General features: G+C 52.7%; 20 protein-coding genes. 19 read left to right on the forward strand and 1 reads right to left on the reverse strand.

All coding sequences use genetic code 11. From position 1 onward, the window contains the following. Positions 1-192: 192 nt before the first annotated feature. Positions 193-1,332 carry a tRNA epoxyqueuosine(34) reductase QueG gene (gene queG / locus OGY72_RS17920; protein ID WP_126319459.1) on the reverse strand — a complete coding sequence of 380 codons (1,140 nt, stop codon included), beginning with the start codon at positions 1,330-1,332 and terminating at the stop codon, positions 193-195. On the opposite strand from queG, the gene nnr reads away from it, so the two are divergent. From nnr to OGY72_RS18015, 19 genes are all read left to right on the forward strand, one after another. Then, positions 1,331-2,878, forward strand: coding sequence for a bifunctional ADP-dependent NAD(P)H-hydrate dehydratase/NAD(P)H-hydrate epimerase (gene nnr, locus OGY72_RS17925; protein ID WP_286548606.1), 1,548 nt, complete (start codon positions 1,331-1,333; stop codon positions 2,876-2,878). The genes queG and nnr overlap by 2 nt on opposite strands. Then, positions 2,850-3,311 carry a tRNA (adenosine(37)-N6)-threonylcarbamoyltransferase complex ATPase subunit type 1 TsaE gene (gene tsaE / locus OGY72_RS17930; protein WP_148362542.1) on the forward strand — a complete coding sequence of 154 codons (462 nt, stop codon included), beginning with the start codon at positions 2,850-2,852 and terminating at the stop codon, positions 3,309-3,311. Before nnr ends, tsaE begins: the two co-directional genes overlap by 29 nt. A 16-nt stretch (positions 3,312-3,327) precedes the next feature. Further along, on the forward strand, positions 3,328-4,653 hold the full coding sequence (gene amiB / locus OGY72_RS17935) for an N-acetylmuramoyl-L-alanine amidase AmiB (protein WP_286548610.1): 1,326 nt from the start codon (positions 3,328-3,330) through the stop codon (positions 4,651-4,653). A 9-nt stretch (positions 4,654-4,662) separates the two neighbouring features. Then, entirely contained in the window at positions 4,663-6,549 is a 1,887-nt protein-coding gene (gene mutL / locus OGY72_RS17940) for a DNA mismatch repair endonuclease MutL (RefSeq protein WP_286548613.1), read from the forward strand. Further along, positions 6,542-7,492, forward strand: coding sequence for a tRNA (adenosine(37)-N6)-dimethylallyltransferase MiaA (gene miaA / locus OGY72_RS17945; RefSeq protein ID WP_003830497.1), 951 nt, complete (start codon positions 6,542-6,544; stop codon positions 7,490-7,492). Before mutL ends, miaA begins: the two co-directional genes overlap by 8 nt. Positions 7,493-7,576: 84 nt before the next feature. Then, a complete protein-coding gene (gene hfq / locus OGY72_RS17950) occupies positions 7,577-7,885 on the forward strand; it encodes an RNA chaperone Hfq (RefSeq protein WP_003025584.1) in 309 nt (102 codons plus the stop codon). A 74-nt stretch (positions 7,886-7,959) separates the two neighbouring features. Further along, the gene (gene hflX, locus OGY72_RS17955; RefSeq protein WP_003830495.1) at positions 7,960-9,240 is read left to right on the forward strand and encodes a ribosome rescue GTPase HflX; all 1,281 of its coding nucleotides are present in this window, start codon (positions 7,960-7,962) and stop codon (positions 9,238-9,240) included. Between the two features lie 189 nt (positions 9,241-9,429). Then, positions 9,430-10,683 (forward strand): FtsH protease activity modulator HflK, encoded by a 1,254-nt coding sequence (gene hflK, locus OGY72_RS17960; RefSeq protein WP_286548619.1) that lies wholly within the window; start codon positions 9,430-9,432, stop codon positions 10,681-10,683. Positions 10,684-10,685: 2 nt separating this feature from the next. Continuing rightward, positions 10,686-11,690: a protease modulator HflC gene (gene hflC, locus OGY72_RS17965; RefSeq protein WP_003830491.1), complete on the forward strand. Its 1,005-nt coding sequence runs from the start codon at positions 10,686-10,688 to the stop codon at positions 11,688-11,690. 82 nt (positions 11,691-11,772) lie between these two features. Beyond that, complete coding sequence (locus OGY72_RS17970) at positions 11,773-11,970, forward strand: DUF2065 domain-containing protein (RefSeq protein ID WP_003025602.1); 198 nt, start codon at positions 11,773-11,775, stop codon at positions 11,968-11,970. 102 nt (positions 11,971-12,072) lie between these two features. After that, positions 12,073-13,371, forward strand: coding sequence for an adenylosuccinate synthase (purA, locus tag OGY72_RS17975; protein WP_003025606.1), 1,299 nt, complete (start codon positions 12,073-12,075; stop codon positions 13,369-13,371). 216 nt (positions 13,372-13,587) lie between these two features. Next, positions 13,588-14,013: a nitric oxide-sensing transcriptional repressor NsrR gene (gene nsrR, locus OGY72_RS17980; protein WP_003830485.1), complete on the forward strand. Its 426-nt coding sequence runs from the start codon at positions 13,588-13,590 to the stop codon at positions 14,011-14,013. 38 nt (positions 14,014-14,051) lie between these two features. Beyond that, positions 14,052-16,514, forward strand: coding sequence for a ribonuclease R (rnr, locus tag OGY72_RS17985; RefSeq protein WP_126319451.1), 2,463 nt, complete (start codon positions 14,052-14,054; stop codon positions 16,512-16,514). 72 nt (positions 16,515-16,586) lie between these two features. Then, positions 16,587-17,318, forward strand: coding sequence for a 23S rRNA (guanosine(2251)-2'-O)-methyltransferase RlmB (gene rlmB / locus OGY72_RS17990; protein ID WP_126319449.1), 732 nt, complete (start codon positions 16,587-16,589; stop codon positions 17,316-17,318). A gap of 124 nt (positions 17,319-17,442) precedes the next feature. Further along, positions 17,443-17,847: a YjfI family protein gene (locus tag OGY72_RS17995; RefSeq protein WP_003830480.1), complete on the forward strand. Its 405-nt coding sequence runs from the start codon at positions 17,443-17,445 to the stop codon at positions 17,845-17,847. 15 nt (positions 17,848-17,862) lie between these two features. Then, complete coding sequence (locus OGY72_RS18000; protein WP_126957062.1) at positions 17,863-18,561, forward strand: PspA/IM30 family protein; 699 nt, start codon at positions 17,863-17,865, stop codon at positions 18,559-18,561. 56 nt (positions 18,562-18,617) lie between these two features. Next, positions 18,618-19,277 (forward strand): YjfK family protein, encoded by a 660-nt coding sequence (locus OGY72_RS18005; RefSeq protein ID WP_003830476.1) that lies wholly within the window; start codon positions 18,618-18,620, stop codon positions 19,275-19,277. A 19-nt stretch (positions 19,278-19,296) separates the two neighbouring features. After that, positions 19,297-19,695, forward strand: a complete 399-nt coding sequence (locus OGY72_RS18010; RefSeq protein WP_003830474.1) for a DUF350 domain-containing protein — start codon at positions 19,297-19,299, stop codon at positions 19,693-19,695. Between the two features lie 9 nt (positions 19,696-19,704). Then, positions 19,705-20,340 carry a DUF1190 domain-containing protein gene (locus OGY72_RS18015; RefSeq protein WP_003830472.1) on the forward strand — a complete coding sequence of 212 codons (636 nt, stop codon included), beginning with the start codon at positions 19,705-19,707 and terminating at the stop codon, positions 20,338-20,340.

The raw sequence follows: 20,340 nt of genomic DNA on the forward strand, positions 1-20,340 counted from the left end.
TAAACAGACTTATCCACAGGTTCGGGTATTATTCCTGGAATGCAAAAAACTTCGCCGGGTGAATAGTATCATTTTAACCATTTGAAATTACTGGTTTAATTATCATTTCAAATTGTTAATGCGATCACTTGACGATTTTTTCCCTCTTGAATATCAATGTGTTTTTATTTTTATACACAAGCTGTGGATGACTTAAGCATCGCGCGGCAGACCCTTCTCAATGACCCTGACCAAACGTTGTTTCTGCGGTAGCTGCACCTCAACTACGCAGGTATTTCGCTTCTCAATTTGCTGAGCAACCGCCCACTCTATGTGTTCGTCGAGAAGTGGGTGCTCACCTCTGCGACTTTCCAGTGCGCGAAGAATGGCTTCATTCCAGGGAGCATTACCCAACGCAACGGCGATATTTCGCAGCCAGCGCAGGTGGCCAATACGACGAATGGCAGACCCCTCCGTGACTTTTAAAAACCACGCTTCGCTCCAGCTAAACAGCTCTATTAACTCCGGAGCATGAAGCTGCTTGCGCGGGTTGAAGTCATCCTCTGTCGTCAACTGTGAATAGCGGTTCCACGGGCAAATAAGCTGGCAATCATCGCAGCCGTAAATTCGATTCCCCATCAAGGGACGAAATTCTTCCGGGATCGCGCCTTCCAGTTCGATAGTGAGATAAGAGATACAGCGGCGCGCATCCACCGTGTAGGGTTCAACGATGGCCCCGGTGGGACAGATGGTCATGCAAGCGACGCATTTCCCGCATCCTTCTTCTGCTGGTTGGTCGACCGGTAAGGGTAAATCGATCAGTAATTCCCCGAGGAAGAAAAATGAACCGGCTTCGCGATTGAGGATAAGTGAGTGCTTACCTGTCCAGCCAAGCCCGGCTTTTTCCGCTAACGGACGCTCAAGAATGGGCGCAGAATCGACAAAAGGTCTAAAATTCAGCGAAACGCAGTGCTGTTGAATCATCTCCCCCAGCTTTTTTAAGCGGTTACGTAGCAGCTTATGGTAGTCGCGGCCAAGCGCGTAACGGCTGACGTAACCCAGCGAAGGGTTCTTCAACGTGCTGGCGAAGGCCGCATTGGCAGGAAGATAGTTCATACGTACGCTGATGACACGTAGCGTACCGGGCAATAATTCGTGAGGTCGGGCGCGCATCATGCCGTGACGGGCCATCCAGTCCATCTCGCCGTGGTATTGTTTATCCAGCCAGGCCTGCAGTTTGGGCTCCGCTTCGCTGAGGTCGGTATCGGCAATACCGACCTGCTGAAAGCCAAGCTCCAGCCCCCACTGCTTAATATTTTGCGCTAACTGATTGAGATCGAGGGGCTCTGACATGACGGACCATACAATGAAGAAAAACCCCGCAAGTATACCACACTCCATCTGGCACGCCGATGACATCAGGCGGATGGAGCGAGAGGCGGCAGACAGTTTAGGGCTGGCGTTGTACGAACTGATGCAACGGGCGGGAGAGGCGGCGTTTCAGATCACTCGTGAGGCTTATCCGAACGCCCGGCACTGGCTGGTGCTATGTGGTCATGGCAACAACGGCGGCGATGGTTACGTAGTAGCAAGACTTGCCAAAGCGTTGGGTCTTGAGGTCACGTTGCTGGCACAGGAGAGTGACAAACCGCTCCCCGAGGAGGCGCAGCATGCGCGTGATGGCTGGCTTAACGCGGGTGGCGTCATTCACGCGGTTGATATCAATTGGCCAGATAACGTGGACGTGATAATCGACGCGCTGACAGGCACTGGCTTAAAACACGCACCGCGTGAATCTCTGTCAGTATTGATTGAACGTGCCAATTCTCACCCAGCCCCCACCGTGGCGATAGATATTCCCTCCGGCCTGCTGGCGCAGACGGGAGCGACGCCGGGCGCGGTCATCAACGCAGCGCATACCATTACCTTTATTGCACTCAAGCCGGGCCTGCTCACCGGTAAAGCGCGCGATGTCACCGGGCGTCTGCATGTTAACGCACTTGGGCTGGACGACTGGCTGGCGGGGCAGAATGCACCAATTCAACGTTTTGATGCTCAACAGCTTGCGCACTGGCTAACGCCGCGTCGACCCACCTCGCACAAGGGCTCCCACGGTCGGCTGGTGATTATCGGCGGTGACCACGGAACGGCAGGCGCAATACGCATGGCCGGGGAAGCCGCGCTGCGTGCAGGCGCCGGGCTGGTCAAAGTGCTGACGCGCAGTGATAACATTGCGCCTATTTTGACAGCCAGACCGGAACTGATGGTCGATACGCTGACGCCGCAGACGCTGGAAGAGAGCCTGGCGTGGGCGGATGTAGTGGTGATAGGCCCCGGGCTTGGTCAGCAGGAGTGGGGCAAAAAAGCGCTGCAAAAAGTGGAGAATTTTCGCAAACCGATGCTTTGGGATGCGGATGCGCTGAACCTGCTGGCAATCAACCCCGATAAACGTCACAATCGCGTGATCACGCCGCATCCAGGTGAAGCCGCGCGACTGCTGGGTTGTTCCATTGCAGAAATTGAAGACGATCGCTTACTTTGTGCACAACGTCTGGTAAAACGGTACGGAGGCGTGGTGGTGCTGAAAGGCGCGGGTACGGTTGTTGCTGCTGAACAGGCGGAGTTGGGTATTATTGATACTGGCAATGCCGGGATGGCCAGCGGCGGAATGGGGGATGTACTTTCCGGTATTATTGGCGCATTGCTCGGACAGAAGCTTACCCCGTATGATGCAGCATGTGCGGGATGTGTTGCGCACGGAGCGGCGGCGGATGTGCTGGCGGCGCGTTTTGGTACGCGCGGCATGCTGGCGACAGATCTCTTTACCACGCTACAGCGTATTGTTAACCCTGATGTGATTGACGTTTATCATGATGAATCGAGTAATTCCACTACCTGATGAGCAGGCGACTTTAGACCTGGGACTGCGGGTAGCCAAAGCCTGTGACGGCGCGACGGTTATATATTTGTACGGCGACCTGGGGGCGGGTAAAACCACCTTTAGCCGGGGATTTCTGCAGGCATTAGGTCATAAAGGTAATGTAAAAAGCCCCACCTACACGCTGGTTGAACCCTATTCACTCGATAACATGATGGTATATCACTTCGATTTATACCGACTTGCGGACCCAGAGGAGCTGGAATTTATGGGGATCCGCGATTATTTTGCCAAAGATGCCATCTGCCTGGTGGAATGGCCGCAACAAGGTAAAGGTGTACTGCCAGACCCGGACGTCGAAATACACATTGAATACCAGGCGCAAGGTCGAGAGGCGCGTGTAAGCGCAGTCTCCTCATCAGGTGATTTATTGCTGGCGCGTTTAGCCGATTAACCTTAAGGGTGGCGGGATGATTTATCGCATCAGAAACTGGTTGATGGCAACCCTGGTCCTGCTGTGCGCGCAGGCAGGGGCCGCCAGCCTCTCCGATCTTCAGGTATCTAATGGCGATCAGCAGGCGCGGATTACGCTGAGCTTTATTGGCGATCCTGAATATGCCGTTTCGCAGGACGGGAAACGAACCGTCGCGCTGGATATTAAACAAACCGGAGTGATTCAGGGATTACCGCTGCTGTTTAGCGGCAATAATCTGGTGAAATCTATCCGTTCCGGCACGCCAAAAGATGCGCAGTCTCTGCGACTGGTGGTGGATTTAACCGAGAACGGTAAAGCCGAAGCAGTAAAACGCCAGAACGGCGGCAATTATACCGTCGTGTTTACCATCAACGCTGATGCGCCACCGCCTCCACCTCCCGTGGTTGCAAAGCGTGTTGAAGCGCCGATTGTTGCCCCACGTCCTGTCGAGCCAGCGCGCAATCCATTTAAAGCGGAAAACGATCGCACTACGGCTGTGACTAACAGCAATACCTCCACGCGCCCTGCGGCGCGCGCCAGTTCCAGCAACGGCGATAAAGTGGTGATTGCCATTGATGCCGGACACGGTGGACAGGATCCTGGCGCTATTGGTCCTGGCGGCACGCGTGAGAAAAACGTCACGATTGCCGTGGCGCGCAAGCTGCGCAGTTTGCTCAATGATGACCCGATGTTTAAAGGCGTCCTCACTCGTGATGGTGATTACTTTATCTCGGTGATGGGGCGTTCAGACGTCGCGCGTAAACAAAACGCCAATTTCCTGGTTTCTATTCACGCGGATGCCGCACCAAACCGTGATGCCACAGGTGCTTCCGTTTGGGTGCTGTCAAACCGTCGGGCGAACAGTGAGATGGCCGGCTGGCTGGAACAGCACGAGAAGCAATCGGAGCTGTTGGGCGGCGCGGGCGATGTGCTGGCAAACAGCCAGTCCGATCCTTATCTCAGCCAGGCTGTACTGGATCTGCAGTTCGGTCATTCGCAGCGCGTCGGGTATGATGTGGCGACCAGCATGATCGGCCAGTTAGAACGTATTGGTTCGATGCATAAGCGTCGTCCAGAACACGCTAGCCTCGGCGTACTGCGTTCGCCTGATATCCCGTCAGTGCTGGTTGAAACCGGCTTTATCAGTAACAACAGCGAAGAACGTCTGCTGGCGAGCGATGATTACCAGCAGCAGCTGGCTGAGGCGATTTACAAAGGATTGCGTAACTATTTCCAGGCGCACCCGATGCAAACCGGGCCGCAGGGCGCACCGGCGCAAACCGCCAGCGCCATATCGCCGGGTAACATGTTAACAAATTAAGGATTAGCCATGCCGATTCAGGTTCTACCGCCACAGCTGGCGAACCAGATTGCCGCAGGCGAGGTGGTAGAGCGGCCTGCGTCAGTGGTGAAAGAGCTGGTGGAAAACAGCATTGATGCCGGTGCGACGCGCATTGATATCGATATTGAACGCGGCGGCGCGAAGCTTATCCGTATTCGTGACAACGGCTGTGGGATTAAAAAAGACGAGCTGGCGTTGGCGTTGGCGCGTCATGCCACCAGTAAAATAGCCTCGCTTGACGATCTTGAAGCCATCGTGAGCCTCGGATTTCGCGGCGAAGCGCTGGCCAGTATCAGCTCCGTGTCTCGCTTAACCCTGACGTCGCGTACGCAAGAACAACCCGAAGCCTGGCAGGCGTATGCCGAAGGGCGTGACATGGATGTCACAGTTAAACCCGCTGCGCATCCGGTGGGAACCACGCTGGAGGTGCTAGATCTGTTCTACAACACCCCGGCGCGGCGCAAATTTATGCGCACCGAGAAAACCGAATTTAATCATATCGACGAGATTATTCGCCGCATTGCGCTGGCACGTTTTGATGTGACGATAAATTTGTCGCACAACGGCAAAGTGGTGCGACAGTACCGGGCAGTGGCCGCGGATGGGCAGAAAGAGCGCCGACTGGGTGCGATTTGCGGCACGCCATTTCTGGAGCATGCGCTGGCGATCGAATGGCAGCATGGCGATTTAACATTGCGTGGCTGGGTGGCCGATCCTAACCACACAACGGCAGCACTGGCAGAAATCCAGTACTGCTATGTGAATGGTCGGATGATGCGTGACCGGCTGATCAACCATGCTATCCGCCAGGCTTGTGAAGATAAGCTGGGAGCCGATCAACAGCCCGCATTTGTGCTGTATCTGGAAATCGATCCGCATCAAGTGGATGTCAACGTACACCCAGCTAAACATGAGGTCCGTTTCCATCAATCCCGCCTGGTGCACGATTTTATTTACCAGGGCGTGTTGAGCGTCCTGCAACAGCAGCTTGAAACGCCGCTGCTGTTGGCTGATAACGACGAACCCGCCCCAAGGCACATCCCGGAAAACCGCGTAGCTGCTGGACGCAACCATTTTGCCGAGCCTGCTCCCGCGCGTGAACCTGCGACACCGCGGTACTCAGCATCCGCTGGTGCTGGAAGTGGCAGTAGCGGTGGCAGTAGTAGTGGCGGTGGCCGTCAGGCGGGAGCCAGTTGGCCTCATGCTCAACCCGGATACCAAAAGCAGCAGGGCGAAATCTATCAGCAACTGATGCAGACGCCGGCTCCAACGCGGAAAACGCCGGTCTCTGAAACGTCATCGACGCCTCTGACTGGCAGTAGTCAGGGCTTTGGCCGGGTGCTAACGATTGTTGGTGCAGACTGCGCGTTACTCGAGTGCGATGGCCATATTCAGTTGTTGGCATTGCCGGTGGCTGAGCGTTGGCTGCGTCAGGCGCAGTTAACGCCGGGTCAGGGAACGGTTTGTGCTCAACCGTTACTGATCCCTTTACGTCTAAAAGTGACCGCCGATGAAAAAGCGGCACTGCAAAAAGGACAGAGCCAACTGGCTGAGTTGGGCATTGAATTTCAGCTGGATGCGCAGCATGTGACCATCCGGGCTGTGCCTTTACCCTTACGCCAACAAAATTTACAAATCTTGATTCCTGAACTGATAGGCTACCTGGTGCAGCAATCCGTATTCGAGCCGGGCAATATTGCACAGTGGATCGCACGTAACCTGATGAGCGAGCATCCACAGTGGAGCATGGCACAGGCGATTACGCTGTTAGCGGATGTTGAGCGGCTCTGCCCACAACTCGTGAAGGCACCGCCGGGTGGTCTGTTACAACCTGTTGATTTACATTCGGTAATGAATGCCCTGAAACATGAGTGATACCCGTAAGGCGAGCCTGCCAAAGGCGATTTTTTTGATGGGGCCAACGGCCTCCGGTAAAACGGCATTAGCAATTGAATTGCGTAAAGTTTTGCCTATAGAGTTGATAAGCGTTGATTCCGCCCTTATTTACAAGGGGATGGATATCGGTACAGCCAAGCCTGATGCAGCTGAATTACAGGCCGCGCCGCACCGATTGTTGGATATCCGCGATCCGTCGCAAGCGTACTCCGCTGCGGATTTTCGTCGCGATGCGTTAGTCGAGATGGCCGACATCACCGCCGCGGGGCGTATCCCGTTGCTGGTGGGCGGCACAATGTTATATTTCAAAGCCTTGCTTGAAGGACTGTCGCCGTTACCGTCGGCGGACCCGGAAGTCAGGGCCAGAATTGAGCAGCAGGCGGCAGAGCAGGGTTGGGACGCGTTACACCGACAGCTTCAGGACATCGATCCCGTGGCTGCGGCGCGTATTCATCCAAATGATCCGCAAAGACTTTCCCGGGCACTGGAAGTTTTTTTCATTTCGGGTAAAACTTTAACGGAGCTGACGCAAACGTCAGGAGATGCTTTGCCGTATCAGGTGCATCAGTTTGCAATCGCCCCGGCGAGCCGTGAACTGCTCCATCAGCGAATTGAGCAGCGTTTTCATCAGATGTTAGCTTCAGGTTTTGAAGCAGAAGTCCGGGCGCTTTTTGCCCGTGGAGATTTGCATACGGATTTGCCTTCCATTCGTTGTGTAGGGTATCGCCAGATGTGGTCATACATTGAAGGTGAAATTTCATACGATGAAATGGTTTATAGAGGTGTTTGCGCCACGAGGCAGTTGGCGAAGCGACAGGTAACCTGGTTGCGTGGTTGGGAAGGGGTGCACTGGCTTGACAGTGAAAAGCCTGACCAGGCGCGAAACGAAGTATTACAGGTTGTTGGTGCTATCGCGAACTGAATGTGTACAATTGAAACGTATCGTGCGCAATTTTTCAGAATCGAAAGGTTCAAAGTACAAATAAGCATATAAGGAAAAGAGAGAATGGCTAAGGGGCAATCTTTACAAGATCCGTTCCTGAACGCACTGCGTCGGGAACGTGTTCCAGTTTCTATTTATTTGGTGAATGGTATTAAGCTGCAAGGTCAAATCGAGTCTTTTGATCAGTTCGTGATCCTGTTGAAAAACACGGTCAGCCAGATGGTTTATAAGCACGCGATTTCTACTGTTGTCCCGTCTCGTCCGGTTTCTCATCACAGCAATAATGCCACCGGCGGCACAGGCAGCAACTACCATCACGGTAGCAACGCGCAAGGTTCATCTGCGCAACAGGACAGCGAAGAAACCGAATAAGGTTATTAGCTGTTTTACATACGGGGAGCCAGCGATCCTGCGTTCCCCGTTGATTTATATTAAGGGGTTGACGCTTGTTTGACCGTTATGATGCCGGTGAGCAGGCGGTACTGGTACACATCTATTTTTCGCAAGACAAAGATATGGAAGACCTCCAGGAGTTTGAATCTCTGGTTTCTTCCGCCGGTGTCGAAGCAATGCAGGTGATTACCGGGAGCCGTAAAGCACCGCACCCGAAGTATTTTGTTGGTGAAGGTAAGGCAATCGAAATTGCCGAAGCCGTAAAAGCGACTGGCGCTGCGGTGGTGATTTTTGATCATGCTCTAAGCCCTGCCCAGGAACGTAACCTGGAACAGTTGTGCCAGTGTCTTGTTATCGACAGGACTGGTCTCATTTTAGATATTTTTGCCCAGCGTGCGCGAACCCATGAGGGTAAGTTGCAGGTTGAGCTGGCGCAGTTGCGCCATATGGCTACGCGTCTGGTCCGTGGCTGGACTCACCTTGAACGGCAAAAGGGCGGGATTGGTTTGCGCGGCCCGGGTGAAACCCAGCTCGAAACCGACCGTCGTTTGCTGCGTAATCGCATTTTGCAGATACAGTCGCGCCTGGAAAAAGTTGAAAAGCAACGTGAGCAGGGGCGACAGTCGCGCAAGAAAGCGGATGTCCCAACCGTATCACTGGTGGGATATACCAACGCCGGAAAATCCACCCTGTTCAACCAGATCACCGAAGCCCAGGTCTACGCAGCGGATCAGCTGTTTGCGACCCTGGACCCGACGCTACGCAGAATAGACGTTGCGGACGTGGGTGAGACAGTGCTGGCGGATACCGTTGGGTTTATCCGTCATTTGCCGCACGACCTGGTGGCGGCGTTTAAGGCCACCTTGCAGGAAACACGTCAGGCGACATTGCTGCTGCACGTTATTGATGCAGCAGACTTTCGTGTGCAGGAAAACATTGAGGCCGTCGATACGGTGCTCGAAGAGATCGATGCGCATGAGATCCCGACTCTGCTGGTGATGAATAAAATCGATATGTTGGATGACTTTGAGCCGCGTATCGACAGAGATGAAGAGAATAAACCCATTCGCGTTTGGGTATCAGCGCAAACGGGGATTGGTATACCACAACTTTTTCAGGCTTTGACTGAGCGACTTTCCGGTGAGGTGGCGCAGCATACGTTGCGTTTGCCGCCGCAGGAAGGGCGTTTGAGAAGCCGGTTTTATCAACTTCAGGCAATAGAAAAAGAGTGGATGGAGGAGGACGGCAGCGTAGGTCTGCAGGTTCGTATGCCGATCGTAGACTGGCGTCGCCTCTGTAAACAAGAACCGGCACTGGAAGACTATGTTGTCTGATCTGACGGATATGGCCTGAAGATTTTTTCGCCTCTATACCTTGTGGATTTTGTGCGGCAGGAAGGCGGCAAGTCCTGAAATCTCCAGGAGCATAGTCAACTATGTGACTGGCGTTGAGGGACGCAGCCAACGCAACGGCAGCGCAAAAGACGCAGGTATAGCATCGCATAACAAATATGGAGCACAAAAATGGCGTGGAATCAGCCCGGTAATAACGGACAAGACCGCGACCCCTGGGGAAGCAGCAAACCTGGCGGCAACCCTGAGGGAAATGGAAACAAAGGTGGTCGCGAGCAGGGACCTCCCGATCTGGACGATATCTTCCGCAAACTGAGTAAAAAGCTCGGTGGTCTGGGTGGCGGTAAAGGTACTGGCTCTGGAGGCGGTAGTTCATCGCAAGGCCCGCGTCCGCAACTGGGCGGTCGAGTCTTTACTATCGCAGCGGCCGCTATCGTCATTATCTGGGCGGCCAGCGGTTTCTATACCATTAAAGAAGCGGAACGCGGCGTGGTGACACGCTTCGGTAAATTCAGCCATTTGGTTGAACCGGGTCTGAACTGGAAACCGACCTTTGTCGACGAAGTGACACCGGTCAACGTTGAAGCCGTGCGTGAACTTGCCGCATCCGGCGTCATGCTGACTTCTGACGAAAACGTCGTGCGCGTCGAAATGAACGTACAGTACCGCGTGACCGATCCGCAGCGTTACCTGTTTAGCGTAACCAGCGCGGATGACAGTCTGCGTCAGGCTACTGACAGCGCCCTGCGTGGGGTTATCGGTAAATACACCATGGACCGTATCCTGACCGAAGGGCGTACCGTTATTCGTAGCGACACCCAACGTGAACTGGAAGAAACGATCCGTCCGTACAACATGGGTATCACCCTGCTGGACGTCAACTTCCAGGCTGCACGTCCGCCGGAAGAAGTAAAAGCCGCGTTTGACGATGCTATCGCAGCACGTGAAAACGAACAGCAGTACATCCGTGAAGCGGAAGCGTACACCAACGAAGTTCAGCCGCGTGCAAACGGTCAGGCGCAGCGTATTCTGGAAGAAGCACGTGCGTATAAGACTCAGACCATCCTGGAAGCACAGGGTGAAGTGGCTCGCTTCGCAAAAATTCTGCCGGAATATAAAGCCGCACCGCAAATTACCCGCGAGCGTCTGTATATCGAAACCATGGAAAAAGTGCTGAGCAATACCCGCAAAGTCCTGGTTAACGATAAAGGTAGCAATCTTATGGTTCTGCCGCTGGATCAAATGCTGAAAGGTGGTAGTGCGCCAGCAACAAGGACTGACAGCAGTTCAAACCTGCTGCGTCTTCCGCCAGCAACGACTTCCAGCACTGGAGCAAGCAACACTTCGTCCACCAGTCAGGGCGATATTATGGACCAACGCCGCGCGAATGCGCAGCGTAACGACTACCAGCGTCAGGGGGAATAACGATGCGTAAGTCAGTTATTGCGATTATCATCATCGTTCTGGTAGTTCTGTTCATGTCTGTCTTTGTGGTCAAAGAAGGCGAGCGCGGTATTACTCTGCGCTTTGGTAAAGTTCTGCGTGACGATGAAAACAAGCCGCTGGTCGTTGCACCAGGCCTGCACTTCAAGATTCCGTTTATTGAATCTGTGAAGATGCTGGATGCGCGTATTCAGACCATGGACAACCAGGCCGATCGCTTTGTTACCAAAGAGAAGAAAGACCTGATCGTTGACTCCTACATCAAGTGGCGCATCAGTGACTTTAGCCGTTACTACCTGGCAACGGGCGGTGGCGATGTTTCTCAGGCGGAAGTCCTGCTGAAACGTAAGTTCTCTGACCGTCTGCGTTCTGAAATTGGTCGTCTGGACGTGAAGGACATCGTTACCGATTCCCGCGGTCGTCTGACCCTGGAAGTGCGTGACGCGCTGAACTCCGGTTCTGCTGGCACGGAAGATGAAGTGGCAACTCCGGCAGCAGATAGCGCGATTGCCGAAGCGGCTGAACGTGTTCAGGCTGAAACGAACGGTAAAGTACCGGTCATCAATCCGAACAGTATGGCGGCATTGGGCATCGAAGTGGTTGACGTGCGTATTAAGCAAATCAACCTGCCTGCTGAAGTGTCCGAGGCTATCTATAACCGTATGCGCGCTGAGCGTGAAGCGGTAGCGCGTCGCCATCGTTCACAAGGCCAGGAAGAGGCGGAAAAACTGCGTGCAACGGCTGACTATGAAGTCACTAAAACGCTGGCAGAATCTGAGCGTCAGGGCCGTATTATGCGCGGTGAAGGCGATGCAGAAGCCGCTAAGCTGTTTGCCGATGCGTTCAGTCAGGATCCTGACTTCTACGCCTTCATCCGTAGCCTGCGTGCTTACGAGAAGAGCTTTGAAGGGAATCAGGACGTGATGGTCATGAGCCCGGACAGCGATTTCTTCCGCTACATGAAGACACCAAATACCGCGACACGCTAATCGCGTTCCAGCGGTTTTAAAGCAGCAAAACCACCGGCATCTCCAGGGATGCGGTGGTTTTCTTTTTATATAAGGGCGATGGATGAATTCAACAATTTTGCTGGCGCTCGCGCTGGTTTTGGTGCTGGAAGGGCTGGGTCCGATGCTTTATCCCAGCGCATGGAAGAAAATGATCTCCGCAATGGCGCAACTTCCCGAAAATATTTTGCGTCGTTTTGGTGGAGGTCTTGTGGTTGCGGGCGTTGTGGTCTACTACATGTTGAGGAAAACGATTGGCTGATCAATAAGTAGACTAATTTGCGGATTTTCGCATGCAAAAAGTGCTGTATATCTGAAAAAGCGGTGGTAGAATCCATTTTTAAGCAAACGGTGATTTTGAAAAATGGGTAACAACGTCGTCGTACTGGGCACCCAATGGGGTGACGAAGGTAAAGGGAAGATCGTCGATCTTCTGACTGAACGGGCTAAATATGTTGTGCGCTACCAGGGTGGTCACAACGCAGGCCATACTCTCGTAATCAACGGTGAAAAAACCGTCCTCCATCTTATTCCATCAGGCATTCTTCGCGAAAACGTAATCAGCATCATCGGTAACGGTGTTGTTCTGTCTCCGTCCGCGCTGATGAAAGAAATGAAAGGACTGGAAGATCGTGGTATCCCGGTTCGCGAGCGCCTGCTGCTGTCTGAAGCTTGTCCGCTGATCCTTGATTATCACGTTGCGTTGGATAACGCTCGTGAGAAAGCGCGTGGCGAGAAAGCGATCGGTACTACCGGTCGTGGTATCGGTCCAGCTTATGAAGACAAAGTAGCTCGTCGCGGTCTGCGTGTTGGCGATCTGTTTGATAAAGCAACTTTCGCTGAAAAACTGAAAGAAGTGATGGAATATCACAACTTCCAGCTGGTGAATTTCTATAAAGTTGAAGCAGTTGACTACCAGAAAGTGCTGGATGATGTGATGGCTATCGCCGACATCCTGACCTCAATGGTTGTTGATGTTTCCGATCTGCTGGACCAGGCGCGTAAGCGTGGCGATTTCGTCATGTTTGAAGGTGCGCAGGGTACGCTGCTGGATATCGACCACGGTACCTATCCGTACGTAACGTCCTCCAACACCACCGCAGGTGGCGTGGCAACCGGCTCCGGCCTGGGTCCACGTTATGTGGACTACGTTCTGGGTATCATCAAAGCTTACTCTACTCGTGTAGGTGCGGGTCCGTTCCCGACAGAGCTGTTTGATGACGTTGGCGAGTTCCTGTGCAAACAAGGTAACGAGTATGGCGCGACCACCGGTCGTCGTCGTCGTACCGGTTGGCTGGATTCCGTTGCTGTACGCCGTGCAGTACAGATTAACTCCCTGTCTGGCTTCTGCCTGACCAAACTGGACGTACTGGACGGTTTGAAAGAGGTGAAAATCTGTGTTGCTTACCGTATGCCGGATGGCCGCGAAGTAACGACTACTCCGCTGGCAGCTGACGACTGGAAAGGTATCGAGCCGATTTACGAAACCATGCCGGGTTGGTCTGAATCCACCTTCGGCGTGAAGGAACGTAGCGGTCTGCCGCAGGCAGCGCTGAACTACATCAAGCGTATTGAAGAACTGACCGGTGTGCCGATTGATATTATCTCAACTGGCCCAGACCGTACTGAAACCATGATCCTGCGCGACCCGTTCGACGCATAATTCTGGTTATAGCGTAGCGTCAAACGGCGCTGCGCTTGCACTAATTTAGGCCGGATAAGGTGCTTTGCATCAGAATCCGGCTTAAAATCACGTAAGTTCCTCGCTTTTTTCCTTCCCGAACTGAAATAAATTAGCGACCTGGCTGGTGGCTGGTTTATCATCAATGTAATTAATACTACCAGGTTTATCCGTTTTATCCCTTTTCCTGAGGTTGATGTGCAGTTAACAAGTTTCACCGATTACGGATTACGTGCGCTAATCTACATGGCGTCACTTCCCGAAGGACGTATGACCAGTATTTCTGAGGTGACAGAAGTCTACGGCGTGTCCCGTAATCATATGGTCAAAATAATCAATCAACTTAGCCGGGCGGGCTTTGTTACTGCTATTCGAGGAAAAAATGGCGGTATCCGCCTGGGTAAACCCGCTAAGGATATTGGTATTGGTGATGTGGTTCGCGAGCTGGAACCCTTATCGTTGGTCAACTGTAGCAGCGAGTTTTGCCATATTACCCCAGCCTGTAGACTCAAACAGGCGCTTTCTAAAGCAGTGCAAAGTTTTCTCACGGAACTGGACAACTACACACTTGCTGATTTGGTTGAAAAGAATCAACCGCTTTATAAATTATTGCTGGTGGAGTAACGACTCCCGCCAGCAGCGATGATGACGGAGGAACCGACATGTCACAAGATCCTTTCCAGGAACGCGAAGCAGAAAAATACGCGAATCCTATCCCGAGCCGGGAATTTATCCTCGAACATTTAACTAAACGTGAAAAGCCGGCCAACCGCGATGAGCTGGCCGCTGAACTCAATATTGAAGGTGAAGAGCAGCAAGAAGCGCTGCGTCGTCGCCTGCGCGCGATGGAGCGTGACGGACAACTGGTCTTCACCCGTCGTCAATGCTATGCGCTGCCGGAGCGTCTCGACCTGCTGAAAGGTACCGTTATTGGCCACCGTGATGGCTACGGCTTTCTGCGCGTTGAAGGCCGCAAAGATGACCTGTATCTGTCCAGCGAGCAGATGAAAACCTGCATTCATGGCGATCAGGTGCTGGCGCAGCCGTTGGGCGCGGACCGTAAAGGTCGCCGCGAAGCGCGTATTGTGCGCGTACTGGTGCCGAAAACCAGCCAGATTGTCGGCCGCTACTTCACCGATGCTGGTGTTGGGTTTGTCGTCCCAGACGACAGCCGCCTGAGCTTCGATATCCTGATCCCGCCGGAAGAGGTAATGGGCGCTCGTATGGGTTTTGTGGTCGTGGTTGAGCTGACCCAGCGCCCGACTCGCCGCACCAAAGCGGTGGGTAAAATTGTTGAAGTGCTGGGTGACAACATGGGAACCAGCATGGCCGTTGATATGGCCCTGCGTACTCATGAAATCCCATATATCTGGCCTCAGGCGGTTGAGAAACAGGTCGCCGGACTGAAAGAAGAAGTGCCGGAAGAGGCGAAAGTAGGACGTGTCGATCTGCGCGATCTGCCGCTGGTGACTATCGATGGCGAAGATGCGCGCGACTTCGACGATGCGGTTTATTGCGAGAAGAAACGCGGCGGTGGTTGGCGTTTATGGGTGGCGATTGCTGACGTAAGCTATTACGTTCGCCCGCCGACTCCGCTGGACCAGGAAGCTCGTAGCCGTGGCACATCCGTTTACTTCCCGTCGCAGGTTGTTCCGATGCTGCCGGAAGTGCTGTCTAACGGATTGTGTTCACTCAACCCGCAGGTGGACAGGTTGTGTATGGTCTGTGAAATGACCATTTCGTCGAAAGGCCGTTTAACCGGCTTTAAATTCTACGAAGCGGTCATGAGTTCCCACGCACGTCTGACCTACACTAAGGTCTGGCACATGCTGCAGGGCGACCAGGAGCTGCGTGAGCAGTACGCACCGCTGGTTAAACACATTGAAGAGCTGCATAACCTCTACAAAGTGCTGGATAAAGCCCGTGAAGAGCGTGGCGGTATCTCGTTTGAGAGTGAAGAAGCGAAGTTTATCTTCAATGCTGAACGCCGTATCGAGCGTATCGAGCAGACGCAGCGTAACGACGCGCACAAGTTGATTGAAGAGTGCATGATCATGGCGAACATCTCCGCGGCACGATTCGTTGAGAAAGCCAAAGAGCCAGCGCTGTTCCGTATTCACGATAAGCCGACGACCGAAGCGATTAACTCGTTCCGTTCCGTCCTGGCAGAGCTGGGGCTGGAGCTGCCTGGTGGCAACAAACCTGAGCCGCGTGATTACGCTGAACTGCTGGAGTCGATTGCTGACCGTCCTGACGCAGAAATGCTGCAAACCATGCTGCTGCGTTCGATGAAGCAGGCGATTTACGATCCGGAAAACCGTGGTCACTTTGGCCTGGCGTTGCAATCTTATGCGCACTTTACTTCACCGATCCGTCGTTACCCGGATCTCTCCTTGCACCGGGCGATTAAGTATCTGCTGGCGCAGGAGCAGGGCCATAAGGGCAACACCACGGAAACCGGTGGCTACCATTATTCGATGGAAGAGATGCTGCAACTGGGTCAGCACTGTTCGATGGCCGAGCGCCGTGCTGATGAAGCCACGCGCGATGTCTCTGACTGGCTGAAGTGCGACTTCATGCTGGACCAGGTGGGTAATGTCTTCAAAGGCGTGATTGCCAGCGTGACCGGATTTGGTTTCTTTGTCCGTCTCGATGAACTGTTTATCGATGGTCTGGTGCATGTCTCCTCTCTGGATAACGACTACTATCGTTTCGACCAGGTTGGGCAGCGCCTGACGGGGGAATCCAGCGGCCAGATGTATCGCCTGGGCGATCGCGTGGAAGTTCGCGTGGAAGCAGTCAACATGGACGAGCGTAAGATCGACTTCAGCTTGATCTCCAGCGAACGTGCGCCGCGTAATGAAGGTAAAACCGCCCGCGAAAAAGCCAAAAAAGGCGATGCGGGTAAAAATACCGGTAAACGTCGTCAGATGGGCAAAAAGGTGAATTTCGAGCCGGACAGCGCTTTCCGCGGCGAGAAGAAAGGCAGAGCCAAACCTCAGGCGGAAAAGAATGCGGCTGAGAAGAAAGGCGATAAAAAAGCGAAAAAGCCCTCGGCAAAAACGCTTAAAATTGCTGCCGCCACTAAAGCTAAACGTGCGGCGAAAAAGAAAGTCGCACAATAACAGCCATAGACTGTAAGTCGGGCAACCTTCGCGTTGCCCGGCGTTACGCATAAACTATTAACGAGTACATTCATGAGTGAAATGATTTACGGCATCCATGCGGTGCAGGCCCTGCTGGAACGTGCGCCTGAGCGCTTCCAGGACGTCTTTATTCTCAAAGGTCGTGAAGATAAACGCCTGCTGCCACTGATCCACGCACTGGAAGCACAGGGTGTTGTCATTCAACTGGCTAACCGTCAGTTTCTGGATGAGAAAAGCGAGGGTGCGGTACATCAGGGGATTATTGCTCGCGTGAAGCCGGGCCGTCAGTATCAGGAAAACGATCTGCCGGATCTGATTGCTACGCTCGATCAGCCGTTCTTATTGATCCTCGATGGCGTCACCGATCCGCATAACCTGGGCGCATGCCTGCGTAGCGCCGATGCCGCTGGCGTACATGCTGTAATCGTACCGAAGGATCGTTCCGCACAGTTGAATGCGACGGCGAAAAAAGTGGCCTGTGGTGCGGCAGAAAGCGTACCGCTGATCCGCGTGACCAACCTGGCGCGCACCATGCGTATGCTGCAGGAAGAGAATATCTGGATCGTCGGAACCGCAGGTGAAGCCGACCATACTCTCTATCAGAGCAAAATGACCGGTCGTCTGGCGCTGGTGATGGGCGCAGAGGGTGAAGGTATGCGCCGTCTGACCCGCGAACACTGTGACGAACTGATCAGCATCCCGATGGCAGGGAGCGTTTCGTCATTGAACGTTTCAGTTGCGACGGGTATCTGCCTGTTTGAAGCCGTCCGCCAGCGCGGTTAAACTTATTTTTCAGACTAAGTCACCCGGATTCGGGTGGCTTTTTTTTATTTTAAACGAGTATGATAAAGGGTAGAAAATGATATTCATTTCATTTATTTCTAATTAAATTATATATGGATAATATATGGCATGGACTCCGCAGTTGCTTGCTGAAGCAGTACAAACTCTTCCTGAATTAAATATAGATATTGAATATAACGAGCAATCATTAATTATCAAAATGAATGATTATGGTGATTTATCACTCGGTATTTTATTCACATCCCGCCAGATAATTATTGAAACAGTTATTTGTCCTGTCTGCAGTATTAATCAGCAAAATGAATTCAATATTTTCTTATTACGTAATCAGAAACTCCTTCCTCTGTCTTCCGTGGGGATTTCTCGCGTTCAGCAGGATGAATATTACGTCGCATTTGGAGCACTTTCGCTTAATTCATCACTGGATGATGTAGTGCTGGAGATGACTACGCTTGCGGAAAACGCGCTAGATCTGGCTGAAATCACTGAAGAATACACTCACGAATAACAAGGAACGCTATTTATGGGAATTTTAAAAAGCCTGTTTACCCTCGGCAAGTCCGTACTTTCTCAGGCGGAAGAGTCAATTGAAGAAGCGCAGGGGGTCCGCATGCTGGAGCAGCATATCCGTGATGCGAAAGGTGAGCTGGATAAAGCCGGAAAATCACGAGTAGACTTGCTGGCGCGCGTGAGGCTGAGTAATGACAAGTTGAACGATCTGCGTGAGCGTAAATCTAGTCTGGAAACACGAGTGTTGGAAGCGCTGAGTAAAAACGCTAACCCGTCACTAATCAACGAAGTTGCAGAAGAAATTGCCCGCTTAGAGAATGTCATTGCTGCAGAAGAGCAAGTACTCGCTAACCTTGAAGTGTCGCGGGATGGCGTTGAAAAAGCGGTGAGTGCAACCGCACAACGGATTGCACAGTTTGAACAGCAGCTTGAGGTGGTAAAGGCGACGGAAGCGATGCAGCGCGCCCAGCAGGCAGTGACTACCTCGACCGTAGGCGCGTCTTCGAGTGTGTCTACAGCCGCAGAGTCGCTCAAGCGTTTGCAAACGCGACAGGCTGAGCGTCAGGCCCGTCTGGATGCCGCTGCGCAGCTGGAAAAGGTTGCGGATGGGCGTGACCTGGATGAGAAGCTGGCCGAAGCCGGCATTGGGGCGAGCAATAAAAGTTCGGCTCAGGATGTACTGGCACGACTGCAGCGTCAGCAAGGCGAGTAAACGTCGTGAAATGCGCCAGCCTCGAAAGAAGGCTGGCAGATCATTAAGGGAAAATCATGATGAGTTTTTTCCAGCGCTTATTCGGTAAAGAGGCTGCTGTTGCGCCAGCTCGCGGGCCGTTAGGGTTACATCTGAATGCTGGTTTTACGCTTAACACGCTGGCATTTCGTCTGCTTGAAGAGTCACTATTGATCGAATTGCCTGGTGAGGAGTACACCGTTGCAGCCGCCAGCCACATTGATTTAGGCGGCGGAAGCCAGATTTTTCGCTACTACACGTCCGGAGAAGAGTTTCTGCAAATCAATACCACGGGCGGCTCAGACATCGATGATATCGACGATATCAAATTCTTTGTTTATGCGGAAAGTTACGGGATTTCGCAGAAAAAACACTGGCAGTCTGCCATTAGCCCGTCCGTAATAGGGACGCCGACGCTGAGCTGGCAGGAAGAGCGCTGGCAACGCTTTTTTAACGAGGAAGAACCGGGGAATATTGAGCCGGTTTATATGCTGGAAAAAGTAGAAAATCATCAGCATGCCATATGGAATGTACATAATTTTACCATGGGCTATCAGCGACAGGTTACAGATGATACCTGGGAATACCTGCTGTTGAACGGTGAAGAATCGTTTAATGAGCTGGGAGAGCCTGAATGGGTATTCTCGCGGGCGCTGGGTGTAGATATTCCATTAACATCACTTAATGTAATTGGTTAATTTCAGGGAAGGTTACACAATGCACATACTGGATTCATTGCTGGCTTTTTGCGCCTATTTTTTTATTGGCGCAGCCATGGTGATCGTTTTTCTGTTTATATACTCAAAAATTACGCCGCACAATGAATGGCAACTGATTAAAAATAATAATACAGCAGCGTCACTGGCCTTTAGCGGCACGTTGCTGGGCTACGTTATTCCGTTATCCAGCGCGGCAATTAACGCCGTCAGCATTCCGGATTATTTCGCCTGGGGCGGCATCGCGTTGGTGATACAACTCGTCATTTACGGCGGTGTGCGTTTATACATGCCGGCACTGAGTGAAAAAATTATTAATCATAATACTGCAGCGGGATTATTTATGGGGACCGCCGCCCTGGCGGGGGGTATTTTTAACGCCGCCTGCATGACATGGTAATGGACGATCATGGCAAGAAAACGTAAATCCGGAAACAAAAACAGGGGGCAAGGGCATTCTGCCATCACGCGAATTGGGCGTCCGGCGAACCCCTTTGCAAGAAAACGCAGCCGTTACAGTGGAAAATACCTGACGCTGGCCATTATGGGCGGAGCGGCATTTTTTGTCCTCAAAGGATGTGCTGATGACGGCAATAACGATGGTGATGGTACCTTTTACTCCGCGGTGAGTGAATGTATTGACGATGGCAATAGCGCCACCGTTTGTGCCGATGGCTGGAACAATGCGAAAGCAGAGTTCTACTCTAACCTGCCAAAGCAAATGAGCAAGCAGAGCTGTCAGACACAGTTTGGCGACTGTTATCTCGACAGCATCGATCAAAGCTGGGTGCCGATATTCTCCGGTTTTTTACTCAGCCGCGTCATTCGCAAAAATCGCGACGAACAATATGTTTATAGCAGCGGCGGTTCTTCCTATGCTTCGCGCCCGGTCTGGCGTACAACTTCCGGGGATTACAGTTGGCGTTCCGGTAGTGGAAAACATGATACTGCAACCAGCCATAGTTATACGACGAAGAAAGTCTCGACGGTTTCACGCGGCGGCTACGGGCGTTCGTCCAGCGCGCGTGGGCACTGGGGAGGTTAA

The sequence above is a fragment of the Citrobacter sp. Cpo221 genome (assembly GCF_030332345.1).
Classification (GTDB): domain Bacteria; phylum Pseudomonadota; class Gammaproteobacteria; order Enterobacterales; family Enterobacteriaceae; genus Citrobacter; species Citrobacter portucalensis.